Raw genomic sequence first — 14,356 nt, 5'->3', positions numbered from 1 at the left:
GGCGGCACGCGCCGACACTTCTCTCAGACCCCCGACCCGCCATCCATTAAAAAAAGGGCGGTCCCGCATTCGGGACCGCCCTTTTTGCTTGGGGGAAAGACACCCCGTCGCAGGTCAGCGCCGGCGCGGGCCGTGGGACTGGCGCAGCGCCAGTCCGCCCAGCAGGCACGACAGCAGGATCAACGCCCATTGCGACAGCGTCGGCACGCTGGTGATCGCATCGGGCGGGGGCTGCACGGTCGTGGTCTTGCTCGACGTGTTGTTGGTGGGGTCGGTGTCGCCCGGCGCGTCCAGCGTGGCCGTGTTCACCAGCGGTCCGTTGCCGGTGTAGGGCTGCGCCAGGCGCGTCTTGGCGCGCAGGGTGCGGCTCGCGCCCGCCAGCAGCTCGCCCACCGAGCAGGTCACCGAGGTGCCCGTGGCCACGCAGTCGGGCGAGGAGACGAACGCCAGCCCCGCGGGCAGCGGGTCCACCACCTGGGCGCCGTTGCTGGTCAGGTTGCCGTTGTTGCGCACGGTGAAGGTGTAGTCCACGTCCGAGCCCGGGGCGATCGGGCCATCCGGGCCGGCCTTCAGGATCGACAGGTCGGTGGCGATCGGGTCGCGCTTGGTGGAAGTCTGGTCGTAGGTGGTGTTGTTGACCTGCGTGTTCTGCCCGCCCTGCAGGAACTCGGTTTCGCTCACCGACACCACGGCCTTGTGGAAGATCGTGCCCGACGCGGCTCCGGCCGGCAGGCTCATCGCCTTCATCTTGAACGTGATGGTGGCCACCTCGTCCTTGGCCAGGCCCGGGAAGGTGCACGACACGCTGCCCGAGGTCGCGCCGATGGCCGGCACCGTGCAGACGCCGCCCCGGTCCACCGTCAGGCCGCCCGTGAAGCCGAACGTGGCCGAAGAGGCGCCGTTCGTGGGGTGGGTGATCGGGAACGTGTCCGTCATCACCACGTTCGTGCCGAACGACGGGCCCGAGTTCTTCACCGTGATGGTGTAGGTCGTCTCGGCGCCCAGGGCGATGGCGTCGGCGCTGTGCGCCATCGACACCAGGATGTCCAGCTCGGGCTGGGTCAGCGTGATCTCGGCCGCGGCCTGGTTGTTGGTCAGCACGGGCTCGTCCGTCGCAGTGCCGATCTCGACCGTGTTGGAGAGCTTCACGCCCGGGGCCCAGGCGCCCGCCGCACGCATTCGGTAGGTCACTTCGTACTGGCCGCCGTTGGCGAGGAACGCGCTGTTGCCCGTGCTGCCCCAGCGGCAGTTCAGCGTGCCGCCGTTGCCGGCGGGCACCGCATCGCACACGCCGCTGTTGGAGGCGACGGGCGTGCCGATCAGCACCGCGTTGGCGGGCAGCACGTCCCTCAGCCACACGTTCTCGGCCGACGACGGGCCGTTGTTCCTGGCGCGCACCACGTACGTGATGGGCTCGCCGGAGATGGCGGTCGGCGTGGGCGAGACGGTCTTGGAGGCCACCAGGTCCACCCGGGCCGTGACCTGGCTCGTCACCGATGCCGTGTTGTTGCCCAGAACCGGGTCCACCACTTCGGGCGAATAGGCCGTGGCGGTGTTGGTGCGGTTCGCGGTGGTGGCCACCGTGGGCCGGATGGCCACGGTCACCGTCGCGCTGGCGCCGCTGTTGAGCGTGCCGAGCGAGCACAGCAGCGTGGCGGTGTTGACGTTGGAAGCGCCCGAGGGCGTGCAGGTGCCGGCGGTCGTGTTCACCGACACCAGGCCCGGCGCCGAGGCGCTGGTCACCAGGCTGGGCAGCACGTCGCGCAGGCTCACGTTGGTGGCGGCGCTGGTGCCGTTGTTGGTCACCACCATCGTGTAGGTCAGCACGTCGCCGGCAGGCACCGTGGGCTTGTCCACGGATTTGACGATGCTCAGGTCCGCCTGCACCTCACTGCCGGGGGTCTGGTCGGAGGCGCCGACGCCCACGCCCTGGCAGTTGATGCCGTGCGCGGGGTCGGTGTACCACGGGTCCTCGCGGGTGCCGCCCGTTTCGGGGCTGAACTTCACGCAGGCGTTGTTGGTGGCCGAGCCCGCGGTCGTGCGCACCGCGTTGACCACGATGTCGGGCGCGTTCGCATTCACACCCAGTCCGGCCGTGCGCTCGCAGGTGAAGGTGCCCGGGCCCACCAGCGGCAGTGCCGAGCAGGTCCAGCCCGCGCCGGAGGCCGCGTTCAGGCCGGTCAGGGTCACGCCGGCGGGCACCGAGTCGGTGACGACGATGCTCGGGGCGGCCGGCACGGTGGCGGCGGCCGCCGCGATGGCGAGCGGTCCGCGGTTGCGCGCCGTCAGGCGGTACTGGTAGCTCTGGCCGATGGCCACGGCCACGCCCTGGCCGTTCACGTAGTTGGACGCGGTCTTGGTGATCTGCAGGTCGGCCACGTTGGTCGCCGTGATGAAGACGCTGGCCGGCGAGTTGTTGGCCGTGTCGGGATCGGTGCGGGTCGGCGCGTCGATCGTGACGGTGTTGGGCAGCGTGCCCGTCTGCTGCACCGAAGCCACCACCGTGATCACCGGCAGGTTGCTGAAGTTGGCGCCCGCATAGCCGCCGGGCAGGTCGCAGGTGATCACCTGGCCCGCCGGGGTGCAGGTCCATCCCGTGCCCGTGGCCGAGACGTAGGACAGGCCCGCACCCAGCGTGTCGACCACCTGCACGGGCACGCCGGTGAGCAAGGTGCCGCCGTTCAGCCGGGGCGTGACCGTGTAGGTCACCTGGTCGTTGAGCCCATAGGTCGTGGCGCCGTTCACGGCCTTGGTGACGGAAACATCCGAGGCCGTGCCGGCCACGTTGACTTCGGCCGTGCCAGTGTTGTTGGCGGTCTGCCCGTCGGGCATTTCCGTGGACGCATCCTTGTAGCCCTTGACCGAGAACGACGTCGTGATGGAGCCGGTCACATTGGGAGCGGCGTCCACCTCCAGCGACGGCACCGTGCCGCCATTGGCCAGCGCACCGGCGTGGGAGCAGGTGACCACCGTGGCGGGCGTCGGCGCGCCGGGGGACACGAGCGGCGAGGCATTCGAGGCCGTGGGCGTGCAGGTCCATCCGTTGCTGCCGCCCACGCGGGTGAACGAGGCGCCCGTGGGCACGCTGAACATGACCTCCACGCGCCCTGCGGCGGGGATGCCGATGGGCCCCTGGTTGCTCACGTCCACCAGATAGCGGTAGGGCTGGCCGGGCGAGAGCGGATTGCCGGGGGGCGCCGTGGGGTTGGTGGTGACGGCCAGGGCCAGGTCGGCGGCCTCGGTCGTGGTGATGCGGCGATCCAGCGCGTCGTTGCTGGGGTCCGAATCGGTCTCGTTGCGCGTCACGCGGGCGTTGTTGATCCAGTTGGTCGAGACCGTCGGCAGCACGACCTCGAAATCCACCACCTTGGTGGAATTCACCGCCATCGAGCCCAGGCCGCACTGCACCGTCTGGTTGGCGACCGTGATGGCCGTGCCGGGGGCGATGGCCGGCGTGCAGGGCATGCCCGCCGGGGTCGTCGTGACCGACTGGAACACCGCGCCCACGGGCAGCTTGTCGGTGAGGACCACGCCGGTCGCCGCGCTGCCGGTGTTGTGCCGCACCGTCACCACGTAATGGAAGGTGCCGCCCGCCGGGCCCGAGGCCGATGCGGGCACCGCGTCCTGGTTGACCAGGATGTCGGTGGTCTGGGCCAGCACGGCCCCGGGTGCCAGCAGGCACCCGGCCAGCAGCAGGCCGTATCCCCGCCCGCCGGGCAGGCCTTGATGGGTGGCAGGTCTGCGCGCGGGCGCAGACGCGAACGCAGCAGGCCACAGCAGGCCCGCAGCCCGCCGTGCAAAGGAAAGAACCATACCGATCTCCAGATTGTTGTCGTGAGCAGGTCCGGGCACGCCGCGACGCCACCGGGGCCCTGGCGAGGGCTGCAATGGGGTCGGAGGGAAAGGAAGGACCGGCGCGCGGTGCCTTGCCGGCGTGGCCGGGAGTGCCGCGAATCTAGGGGGTGGGCTCTTCGGTTTTCAGAATTCAACAATTGTTGACATTCGGCTGTGCATCTGTGCGTTCGGCACCACATGCAGCGCCCGCCGCAACGACCGGCCGAATGGGCCTGCGGCTTTCCCGCGCGGCCCATCGCGGACACTGGCCGGCATGCTGTCCGACTTCGTTGCCGCGTTCCCCTTTGCCGGCGCACCCACCCTTCGTCCCGCCCGCCCCCAACCGCTCTGGTCCGTTGCGCGGTGGCGGCTTCGCCCCCTGCTGTGGCTCGGGCTGGCGTGGATGGCCGCGCTCGCCGGGCCTGCCCGCAGCGAGCCGGCGGGTGTGGAGGTGTTCCACTGGTGGGTGACGGGCGGCGAGCGCGCCAGCATGGACGCGATCCGCGACTTCACGCGCCAGCGGGGCCTGGCCTGGAAGGAAGACTTCTCGCCCGGCAGCGGCACCGCGCGCTACACCGACGTGCTGGCGGCCCGCGTGCGCGCGGGGCGGGTGCCCACCGCCGCGCAGATGATCGGCTACGAGATCCACGAATGGGCGCGGCGCGGGCTGCTGGAGAACCTGAACGACGTCGCCGCGCGAGAGGAATGGGACGAGGTCGTTCCCAACGAGATCCAGCAACTGTCCAAATGGCAGGGCCAGTGGGTGGCGGCCCCGTTCAACGCGCATTCCACCAATTGGCTCTGGGTCAACCAGTCCCTGGCCCGCCGGCTGGGAGCCGCCACGCCGCCCGACACCTGGGACGACCTGATCGCCCTGCTCGACCAGGCCCGCGCCGCCGGCATCCAGCCGCTGGCCATCGGCAAGGAAGCGTGGGAACACACGCTGCTGTTCGAATCGGTCGCGGCCGGCACCGGTGGCGCAGCGTTCTACCGGCGCGCCTTTCTCGACCTGGACCCCACCGCGCTCGACGCCCCGGTCACCACCGTGATCTTCGAGCGCATGCGGCAACTGGCGCGGTACCTGGACGCGGGCTTCATGCGCCGCCGCTGGGACCAGGCCACCGACCTCGTCGCCGGCGAGCAGGCCCTGCTGCAGGTGCAGGGCAGCTGGGTGGACGGTGAGTTCAAGGTGCGGGGCCTGCTGCCCGACCGCGACTACCAGTGCTGGCGCTTTCCCGACACCCAGGGCATGTACCTCTTCAACAGCGACCAGTTCGTCTTCTTCAAGCAGCCCGCACGCCAGCGCGCGGCGCAGGAGCGCTTCGCCTCCATCCTCATGGACCCGGATCTGCAGGTGGCCGTGAACGTGCGCACCGGCGCGGCGCCCGCGCGCGTGGACGTGCAGCAGGCCCCGTTCAACCGCTGCGGCCAGGGCGCCATCACGGACCTGCGCGGCGCCAACATGCGCCGCACCCTCATGGGCTCCATCGCCATGGGCAATGCCCACCCCTCCCCGGTGAAGGCCGCCGTGTACGACGTGGTCACCCGCCACCTGCAGGGGCGGCTGGACACGCCCGGCGCCGTGGCGGCGCTGCGCGCGGCGATCGCTCGCAAGCCCTGACCCACCCGCCCCATCTGTCTTTTTCTTTCACGGATCGACCATGCCATCGTCCCGGTACGTTCTACGGTACTTCTCCCACCTGCCGCTCACCGCAAAGATCGTCTTTCTCGTGGGCCTGATGGGCGTCATCTCCACGGCGTCGATGCTCTACGCCACCAGCAAGATGCGCGGCATCGACCAGCAGTACAACGCGCTGATCGCGCGCGAGGCGCAGAGCGCGCTGCACATCGGCGATGCCGCCCTGCTGCTGAGCGAATCGAGCCGCCTCGTGTATGCCGTGCTGACCGAACAGGACGAGGCCACCATGCGCGCCGCCCTGACCCGCCTGGCCCAGCTGCAGGCCCAGTTCAACCAGCAGATCGACACCACCGAAGCCCTGGTGCCCGCCAATGCCGCGCAGCTGCAGTCCATCCGCCAGCGCGCCACGTCGGCCTTCGCGCTGGCCGCGCGCATCGTCGATGCGGCCTCGCGCTGGCGTGGCGACCGGGCACTGCAGATCATCCACGGCGAGTTCGAGCCTGCCCTGCGCGCGCTGCAGCAGGACATGAACCAGCAGCGCAACGACTCCGTCACGCAGTTCCAGGAATCGTCCGTGCGCCTCGGACAGGTCACGCGCGACACCATCCTGACCACCGCGCTGGCCGTGGGCATCGGCCTGGCCCTGGTGATCGCGCTGTCGTCCTGGGTGGCCGTCTTCCAGATCTCCCGCCCCATCCTGCGGCTCACGCGGCACATGGAGCGGCTCACCGACCGCGAATACGACGACACCGTCACCGGCACCGAGCGGCGCGACGAAGTGGGCACCATGGCCAAGGCGCTGCAGGTGTTCAAGGAAAGCATGCAGCGCGCCGACCGCCTGGCCATCGAGGTGGCCGCGAGCGCCGAAGCACGCCGCCTGTCCGAGCAACTCGTGGACCTGACCGGCGCCATCCCGGGCGCCGTGTTCCAGATGCACGTGCGCCCCGATGGCTGGCAGCGCTTTCTCTTCGTGAGCGACAAGGCCGCCGAACTGCAGGGCCGCCCCGCGCACGAACTGCTGCGCCTGGAAGGCCCCGTGGAGCAGACCTACGGCCTGCCGCCGTCCGGACAGGACGCGCTGCGCGAGCGCTTCGAGCACAGCCTGCGCACCTTGCAGCCGCTGGACTTCGACGTCGAGGTGGCGCACGGCGACCGCACGCGGTGGCTCAAGACCCTGGCCACCGCGCGGCGCCTGTCCGATGGCGCCGTGCTGTTCAACGGCGTGTGGCTGGACGTCACCGAGCAAAAGAACCAGGCCCGCGCGCTGGCCCAGGCCGCCGAAGAGAAAGCCACCTTCCTGGCCGTGATGAGCCACGAGATCCGCACCCCCTTGAACGCCATCCTGGGCCTGGCCCAGCTCGCGCTCAAGGACGAGGCCCTGGCGCCGCCGCAGCGCGAGCGCATGGACCAGATGTACCGCGCCGGACGCCGGCTGCTGGGCATCGTCAACGACACGCTCGACTTCTCCAAGATCGACGGCGGCCACCTCGTGCTGGAAACCGTGCCGTTCGAGCTGCCCACCCTGCTCGCCGACCTGTCGGAGCTGTTCGACGACAAGGCCAAGGCCAAGGGCCTGCGCTTTCACGTGGCAGTGGCCGAGGGCGTGCCACCCTACCTGCTGGGCGACCCGCACCGCATCGGGCAGGTGCTCGTCAACTTCGTGAACAACGCCATCAAGTTCACCGAAGCGGGCGAAGTCGCTGTGACCGTCTCGGTGCACGCCTCCGCGCCGGCCGGCGACGGCCCGCATGCCGAAGGCGTGGGCGCGCAAGACGACCTGGTGCTGCACTGCGCCGTGCGCGACACCGGCATCGGCCTCACCGCCGAGCAGCAATCCCACCTCTTCCAGGCCTTCCACCAGGCCGACGCCACCATCACCCGCCGCTTCGGTGGCACGGGCCTGGGCCTGGCCATCTCGCGGCAACTGGCCCTGCTGATGGGGGGCGATGCCGGCGTGCACAGCGCGCCCGGCGCGGGCAGCACCTTCTGGTTCACGGCCCGCGTGCAGCGCAGCGCCCGCCCGGCCCTGCCCGCCCCGGGCGAGCGCGGCGCCCGCGCCCCGAGCGCCCCCGCGGCGCTGGCCGGCCTGCACGTGCTGCTGGTGGACGATAACGAGCTCAACCGCCTCGTGGCCGCAGGCCTGCTGGAATCCGGCGGCCTGCACGTGGACACCGCCAGCGACGGCGCCGAAGCCCTGCGCCGCTTGAACGAAGCGCCCGACGGCACGCACTACGACGCCGTGCTGATGGACATGCAGATGCCCGTGATGGACGGCCTTACCGCCACCCGCGCGCTGCGCCAGGACCCGCGCTTCGCCCACCTGCCCGTCATTGCCATGACCGCCAACGCCGCGCGCCAGGACATTGAGCGCACCCGGGCGGCCGGCATGAACGATCACCTGGCCAAACCGGTGCTGGAGGAAAGGCTGTGGGCCACTCTGGCGCGGTGGCTGGTGCCGGGGGGGCAGGAGGTACCTTCGGCGTCTGCTGCCCCGGCGCCTGCAACGGCATTCACATCACCGAGTGCAGAGGCCGACGACCACCATGCTCTGCTGGCCCTCGTCAAAGGGGCCACCGAAGCGGGTGCGGATGCTTTCTTCGATCAAAAGGCCTTGGAGGAACTGCGCAGTGTTTTCACCACTGACCGCTTCGACGCGCTGGTCACCCGATTTATTCTCGACTGCGAGCAGCGCATGGACCGCATCCATGACGCCCGCCGCGCCGAGGCCTGGGACCGCCTGCGGCAGGAAGTCCATGAGTTGGGGGGCACCGTTGGGAGTTTTGGGTTGCAACGGTTGAGTGGGATTACCCGGGCGCTGGAGATGGCCGCGGATGCCAAGGATGGGATACAGGTGGATGCGCTTATTCGATGGTCCGAGGAAGCGATGGCTCTTGGGCTCCAGGAGTTGAAATGGCCTTGAGTTGCGTGTGAACCCCCATCGCATCGCCATTGACACCATTCCATAAGGGTTTAAAGGCTAGGCCGTTCGCATTCGAACAATCCATTGGCTCAGCGCTTTATGAGGGAAATCTCCATCACATGGGCCACCGCTCAGTGCGTGTGCTGACGCAAGACGTGCTCCGCTTGCTTGAACCCCTTCTCGGCCGCGCGCTTAAGCAACTCAATCGCTTTCTCCGTGATGTTGCCGCCCTTGAACTCGCGCAGGGCATATGTGTAAAGCGCCTCGGGATGCTCTTGCTCAAATGCACGTTGGTACCACTGCTCGGCCATCTGCTTATCATCCGCATAGCCATACTGCCCTGTTTCCAGATACCACGCCAACTGATGTTGCGCTTCGCCCCAACCGTTTTCCGCGGCGCGCTCTAGCCAGTAATTGGCAAGCCGGACGTCACAAGGAAAGACATTGCCGTATCGAAGGGCCTGTCCTAATTCCCATTGAGCCTCGGCATTGTCGGACTCAGCGCTCCGTTGCATTTCCTGCATCCAATGCTCGCTTTGAACCGCGCTCGCAAGAACGCCTTCGCCATCGCGATACCAAAGCGCCATGAAATAGCACGCAACGGGATCTCCCTCCTTTGCACATTGCTCCATCAGTCGAAGTGCCTCTTCACTACGATTTTCGTCGGAGGCCTGCAGTGCTGCCATGAATTGACTCGATCTAAGCATCACTCGGCGAGCACCAGGACGCTTCTGAAAAATGGATCGGCACTGATTTCGCGGTCCTTATAAATTCGATACAGCCATTACCCAATGGTCAGCAATTAAATGCCTTGCCGCGTTCAATGCATTAATAAAACCTTGAACACTGCAATTCATCGCGCGGACCATTTATAGCGGCTTTTCATCCAACTATCGCAAACAGCCTTCCACCCACACAACCTCATCCGGATGGTGCTCCCTAATTGTCTCTAACGCGCCCTCAATAATATCCAAACTCGCACCCATCAAAGGATAATTAAATTGCGAAACATCTTTAATTGATATTAAATCAAAAACCAAATCTGAGCCACACCAAATATGATGACTCCCGCCATTACTCTTTAATTGCAGTGCTTCTTTTAAGCCCACAGGTGTAATTGCCAAGTAAATCATTTTTACCTCTTATTTATTTAACAAGTCCTGGATCACCTGGCACCGAAGGTCGCCCTTCCCCACGGTTTCCGTGAGTCGGTCGACTCCCGTCAGATGGACGACTCCAATCGTGTGAATGTGGAGAGCCGATGCCTCCGTGACTATGGTCCCAGTCAGTGTCCGTTTCAGGAAATCCGTCCGGCCCATACCGCCTCGTTTGTTTTCTATTACCACTTTTATTTTCACATTCCACTTCACAACCTGGCTCACCAGTCATTGGATTACTAGTCGACAGCGACCAGTTTGTAAAACGCGGAGATAAATAATCAAACGTTTGTTTGCATGCATTTATTGCTGCAACAGGGCTCTGTTGCACAAATCGAATTGCAGACGGCATGACCCCAACCCCAGACGGACCTATGCCACAGCAGCCACCGACACGGTGTGAGGACGGCCGATCTGACTGAACCGATTGAGCAAGGCCACGCGGACATGCAGCTCCACAACCTAGCGGTCGAACGTGCGCGCGATCACCCGTTCGCCCAGTCGCTTGAAGCAGTGCATCTTCGTCTCCACAAGGCTGCGCCGGTGGTAGCCGCTCCACTTCTTCCAAATGCCGCGACCCAGGCGCTGGCACGCCCGAATGGCCTCATTGCGATGCGCCGAGCCCGGACTCGACTTCTTCCAATGGCTGGCGTTCTTGCGGGGCGGGATCACCGCCATCGCGTGCCGCTCGGCAATGGCGTCCAGGCAGGCGCGCGTGTCGTAGGCGCCATCGGCACTGACGCTTTCGATGGATTCGTCAGTGGGAATCTGAGCCAGTAACCCGGGCAACATCGGCGCATCCCCAATGGCGTTGCTGGTCACCTCGATGGCGCGTATTTCCAGCGTCTGCGCGTCGATGCCCAGATGGACCTTGCGCCATTCACGCCGGTATTCAGCGCCATGCTTCTTGCGTTTCCACTCTCCTTCGCCCAGGAACTTGATGCCGGTGCTGTCCACCAGCAACTGAAGCGGCGAGTTGGTTCGCTGGTAGCTCAGTTCGACCTGCAAGGTCTTTTGGCGCCGGCAAACAGTGCTGAAGTCAGGTACCGGCCAGTCCAGCTTTGCCAGCCGCAGCAGGCTCTGCACCATGCCCAGCGCCTGTCGCAAGGGCTGGCCGAACAGGCACTTGATGCTCAGGCAGAACTGGATTGCTGCGTCCGAGAAGGTCCGGCTGCGTCCACGCCTGCCGGTCGGCGTGCCAAACCACTGCATGCCCTCATCTAGCCACATCGTCAACGAGCCTCGCGCTTTCAGCGCCGCGTTGTACGCCTTCCAGTTCGTCGTGCAGTACTTGCTCCGCTGCCTGTTCTTCGTCTCTGTCACGCAGTCAGTCTACGGGCATCAGCATCGCGATTTGTGCAACAAAGCCGCCTCAATGTATTCACTTTCGCTTGAGTAATCCTCTCTTTCGGAATTCCATCCATCATAAGTAGGCTTGAATCTATCGCCGACTTTCTCCCAAACCTCGCCACCTTTAGCTGCTGTGCAAGATATGCGCAATATCGCAATAGCGTCCAGTGCAGCATGCAGGGGCAGTGCCATTTCATCAACCCCTTCGCTTCCAAGAGAAATTCCTTCTTGCTCAAAAATCGAAGCCAAACTATCTGGAATTTTTACCAAATCATTCATTAAAAAATCAATGGAAATCTCAATTAATTAATAACAACTCCAGTTACTCACCTCTTTTTTGCACACTTTCATACAATCGGACACGCTCACCCTCAACATCAAGACGATCAAATTCCCTAGCAAAATTTTCCATATCCACCTCAACTTTCTGATTATATTTCCAAAGTGCAGCGGCCAAAATCTCCTGCATAAAAGCCAACATGTCAATCATCTTTTCACATTGAGAGTAGGGAATGCCGACCATTTCGCCTCTAATCCTGCAATATAGAAGATAAAATTTACTCTGATTTTCAACCGAGAAAAAGGCTTTATAAACTTCCTGCTCACCTCCATCGAAATTAATAGATTTCTCGCGAGCCGCATTAAACCCAAATTCATCCTCCACCCAATCAACTTTCAAACCTCCTTTTGAAATGTGGAATAGATAAACAGATCGAAATAATTCGTCAAACATTGCGTTACTTTCTATTAGGCTGAAGATGCCAAACCTCCTTAGTTGACGGGTTATAAATCATTTCAAATGCCTCGTTTACATAACGATTAAAACCCGCCATACGATCGGGCGTGACCGTCTTTGATGTGAGAAATATTTCTTCAGCCTGTAAAAATGGCGCTCCACGACCGGTGGACCAAAGTTTGTTGTAGTAATAATCAGAAAATTTAAAGACCGACCCTTCCGTATAAAAACCATTTGACAAAGTAATTGCGCGACTTGCTGTCTGAGCAGAACAAAGCCCCCTGACTCTACTCTTTCAATTACCGCTCTGGCGACTGGAGTCATCCTAGAGACAGAAGTCGGAATCTGCGCCACCAATGGGCTCATCGGAGAAACCACTGCGCCGTTGACACCAGACGCCCCAGCAATGAATTCGGTGATGGCTGGGCCATACCGATAGTAGGCACCTTGTACCCATGCCGCGGCTCTGTTCGCGATTACAACCGCGTTCAAGCCCTGCGGATCTATCGCATTGAGGGGATCTCCTCCCACGTACCCAAAGCGATTCCACCCACCCTCCAGTCCAATCGGGTCGGCCTGGAAGTACCGCCCCGAAGGCGGGTCATAGGACCGGTGCAGGTTGTAGTTCAGTTGGGTTTCCTGATCGAACACCTGCCGGATACCTCAGGTCGAACTTCACGGCTTCTGCATAGGCTGCACTGCCTTGCCCACTTTGTGAGTAATTGGTCGCCCCGGTCGTTGGGTTGACCTCCCCAAACCCCGTGATCAGCCATTGCCACGCCACCTGGCCCTGCGTGTTCGTCAGTCTTCTCGGTGTGTTCAGGTGGTCCGCATCGATGGCATACAGCCTGCCATTGATCTGCGCGGCGATGGGCATCGGCCCGTTCACGGTGGGCAGGTAGATCACTTCGGCGCTGTCCATCTCGCCTGCCGGTGCCGCGCTGTCGCTGCTCCTTCGGCTGCCGTACTGCCCCAGCACGGTGCTGCCGATGCCATCCTCCGTATAGACGGCCAGCTGGTTGAGGGCCGGGTTAGTCCCGGATATCCGCCCACTAATCTTGAACACCCGCTGTTTCAGGATTTCGTAAGTGTAGTTTGCAGTCAACTCTACCAGCGTCACCCCCCGTTCTTGACGCCCCAATTGTCCTGTGAGACTGTTGTCATCAATGCCCTCCAACGCTTTTAAGCCGGCCGTGCTCAAAATTGAATGGTATCTCTCCAAACCAAACTACCCCGTCCTCTTTTTTTATTACAATGCTCTCCGCTGGATATTTAATCACTTGCAATTGCAACTCATCTATAACAGATTTTTCTGGCATCCCAATCCATGCAGCCTCCAATAATCTCTCCAAACGGCGATTGGATTCGTTACTCGACTCTCCACTCTGCCTCACATAATTTAGAGTTATTGAGCGATCAATCCACAAATATGCAAATACAGCGCAACCAATTAGCGCCAACATTAGCGCAAAAATCATCAATTTTAGCTTCATATGTATCTCTTATTTTCCAGCATTGAAGGCACCTTTTGCAAAGGTACGGCACTGATTAGAACTCCAGGGCTTCCAACTGTATTTAGGACGATCTTTATTATTTGCAAGACTCAAAATATAATCATACACTTTTTTCTCTTCTGCCTTGGCATCACAGGTAATTTCGGCTCGCGTATTTTTACCCGATTTTTCCGAAAGAGCAAAGCGAAGATTATCAACTGACTGAGAGGTTGGTTGCCCGTCTTTATCCATGACAAGATTTGGCACACTAACACGGCGAATATTTCCATCATCCGCAGAAAGCCGCGCGCCCACTATGCCCGGGCTATTGGGACTATATCGCCCGTATTCGTAATATTGAGTCACGCCCGCTGCGTCATATCCCAATACTCCCCCATGCCCGCCTAGCCATGTGCTTGTCTTACCGTCCGCATATTCAATTGGGTAATCCGGAAACAATACCGTGCATGCAGCCAACCCTTCAGGGTCTATAAAATTCAGAGGATCGCCGCCCACATAGCCAAAGCGGTTCCACCCACCCTCTAGGCCAATCGGGTCCGCCTGGATGTATCGCCCAGACCCTTGGTCGTAGTACCGATTCAGGTTATAGGCCAGTTGGGTCTCCTCATCAAACACCTGCCCCGGATACCGCAGGTCGAACTTCACGGCTTCCGCATAGGCTGCACTGCCCTGCCCACTTTGTGAGTAGTTGGTCGCTCCCGTCGTCGGGTTCGCTTCCCCAAACCCCGTGATCAGCCATTGCCACACCACCTGGCCCTGCGTGTTCGTCAGGCGTCTCGGCGTGTTCAGATGGTCCGCATCGATGGCATACAGCCTGCCGTTGATCTGCGCGGCAATGGGCATCGGCCCGTTCGCGGTGGGCAGGTAGATGACCTCGGTGCTGTCCATCTCGCCCGCCGGTGCCGCGCTGTCGCTGCTCCTTCTGCTGCCGTACTGCCCCAGCACGGTGCTGCCGATACCGTCCTCCGCATAGACCGTCTGCTGGGTGATGGCCGGGTTGTTGGCCCCGGACAACCTCGCATCGCTCTTGAACACGCGCTGGCCCAGGGCGTTGTAGGTGTAGCTCACGGCCAATGCGTTGGCCGGGTCGGCGTTCGGCCCCGCCTTGGCGATGCGGCCGTCCACGCCGTAGTGCAGGTAGCTGTCGCCCTTCCTGGTGATCGATCCGGTGGCGTCGTGGTTGTAGCTGACGTTGGTGGTCTGCGC

At 62.9% G+C, this 14,356-nt stretch carries 11 protein-coding genes and 1 pseudogene; 2 read left to right on the top strand and 10 right to left on the bottom strand.

The features are described from left to right. Positions 1-114 precede the first annotated feature (114 nt). A complete protein-coding gene (locus AVTE2539_RS00055) occupies positions 115-3,813 on the bottom strand; it encodes an IPTL-CTERM sorting domain-containing protein (RefSeq protein WP_284407928.1) in 3,699 nt (1,232 codons plus the stop codon). A 295-nt stretch (positions 3,814-4,108) separates the two neighbouring features. On the opposite strand from AVTE2539_RS00055, the gene AVTE2539_RS00050 reads away from it, so the two are divergent. After that, positions 4,109-5,455 (top strand): ABC transporter substrate-binding protein, encoded by a 1,347-nt coding sequence (locus AVTE2539_RS00050; RefSeq protein ID WP_284407927.1) that lies wholly within the window; start codon positions 4,109-4,111, stop codon positions 5,453-5,455. A 40-nt stretch (positions 5,456-5,495) separates the two neighbouring features. Next, the gene (locus tag AVTE2539_RS00045; protein ID WP_284407926.1) at positions 5,496-8,393 is read left to right on the top strand and encodes a response regulator; all 2,898 of its coding nucleotides are present in this window, start codon (positions 5,496-5,498) and stop codon (positions 8,391-8,393) included. 131 nt (positions 8,394-8,524) lie between these two features. Here AVTE2539_RS00045 and AVTE2539_RS00040 read toward each other — a convergent pair whose 3' ends face one another. The 9 genes and pseudogenes from AVTE2539_RS00040 to AVTE2539_RS00005 form a co-directional block, all read right to left on the bottom strand. Further along, positions 8,525-9,079 (bottom strand): tetratricopeptide repeat protein, encoded by a 555-nt coding sequence (locus AVTE2539_RS00040; RefSeq protein ID WP_284407925.1) that lies wholly within the window; start codon positions 9,077-9,079, stop codon positions 8,525-8,527. Positions 9,080-9,283: 204 nt separating this feature from the next. Next, positions 9,284-9,526: a hypothetical protein gene (locus AVTE2539_RS00035; protein WP_284407924.1), complete on the bottom strand. Its 243-nt coding sequence runs from the start codon at positions 9,524-9,526 to the stop codon at positions 9,284-9,286. A gap of 396 nt (positions 9,527-9,922) precedes the next feature. Then, positions 9,923-10,873 (bottom strand): annotated as a pseudogene (locus AVTE2539_RS00030) (IS5 family transposase). 18 nt (positions 10,874-10,891) lie between these two features. Continuing rightward, entirely contained in the window at positions 10,892-11,179 is a 288-nt protein-coding gene (gene imm40, locus AVTE2539_RS00025) for an Imm40 family immunity protein (RefSeq protein WP_284407923.1), read from the bottom strand. Positions 11,180-11,222: 43 nt separating this feature from the next. Continuing rightward, a complete protein-coding gene (locus tag AVTE2539_RS00020) occupies positions 11,223-11,633 on the bottom strand; it encodes a CdiI-like immunity protein (protein WP_284407922.1) in 411 nt (136 codons plus the stop codon). 75 nt (positions 11,634-11,708) lie between these two features. Beyond that, positions 11,709-12,287 carry an RHS repeat-associated core domain-containing protein gene (locus tag AVTE2539_RS26280; RefSeq protein ID WP_349817191.1) on the bottom strand — a complete coding sequence of 193 codons (579 nt, stop codon included), beginning with the start codon at positions 12,285-12,287 and terminating at the stop codon, positions 11,709-11,711. Next, positions 12,238-12,837: a hypothetical protein gene (locus AVTE2539_RS00015; protein ID WP_284407921.1), complete on the bottom strand. Its 600-nt coding sequence runs from the start codon at positions 12,835-12,837 to the stop codon at positions 12,238-12,240. Before AVTE2539_RS00015 ends, AVTE2539_RS26280 begins: the two co-directional genes overlap by 50 nt. Continuing rightward, complete coding sequence (locus AVTE2539_RS00010) at positions 12,800-13,129, bottom strand: Imm58 family immunity protein (protein WP_284407920.1); 330 nt, start codon at positions 13,127-13,129, stop codon at positions 12,800-12,802. The genes AVTE2539_RS00015 and AVTE2539_RS00010 overlap by 38 nt, the downstream gene beginning before the upstream one ends. A 9-nt stretch (positions 13,130-13,138) precedes the next feature. Continuing rightward, positions 13,139-14,356 (bottom strand): RHS repeat-associated core domain-containing protein (locus AVTE2539_RS00005; RefSeq protein WP_284407919.1); only part of this gene is annotated, 1,218 nt, incomplete at its 5' end.

Origin of the sequence: Acidovorax sp. SUPP2539 (genome assembly GCF_030158975.1) — a bacterium.
Classification (GTDB): Bacteria; Pseudomonadota; Gammaproteobacteria; order Burkholderiales; family Burkholderiaceae_C; genus Paracidovorax.
The sequence above is the reverse complement of the archived record's forward strand: the minus strand, read 5'-3'. Positions and strand labels throughout refer to the sequence as shown.

Bases quoted from the DNA above. Each gene is read 5' to 3' on its own strand.
- AVTE2539_RS00055 (WP_284407928.1), bottom strand. From the start codon at position 3,813: ATGGTTCTTTCCTTTGCACGGCGGGCTGCGGGCCTGCTGTGGCCTGCT.
- AVTE2539_RS00050 (WP_284407927.1), top strand. From the start codon at position 4,109: ATGCTGTCCGACTTCGTTGCCGCGTTCCCCTTTGCCGGCGCACCCACC.
- AVTE2539_RS00045 (WP_284407926.1), top strand. From the start codon at position 5,496: ATGCCATCGTCCCGGTACGTTCTACGGTACTTCTCCCACCTGCCGCTC.
- AVTE2539_RS00040 (WP_284407925.1), bottom strand. From the start codon at position 9,079: ATGGCAGCACTGCAGGCCTCCGACGAAAATCGTAGTGAAGAGGCACTT.
- AVTE2539_RS00035 (WP_284407924.1), bottom strand. From the start codon at position 9,526: ATGATTTACTTGGCAATTACACCTGTGGGCTTAAAAGAAGCACTGCAA.
- imm40 (WP_284407923.1), bottom strand. From the start codon at position 11,179: ATGAATGATTTGGTAAAAATTCCAGATAGTTTGGCTTCGATTTTTGAG.
- AVTE2539_RS00020 (WP_284407922.1), bottom strand. From the start codon at position 11,633: ATGTTTGACGAATTATTTCGATCTGTTTATCTATTCCACATTTCAAAA.
- AVTE2539_RS00010 (WP_284407920.1), bottom strand. From the start codon at position 13,129: ATGAAGCTAAAATTGATGATTTTTGCGCTAATGTTGGCGCTAATTGGT.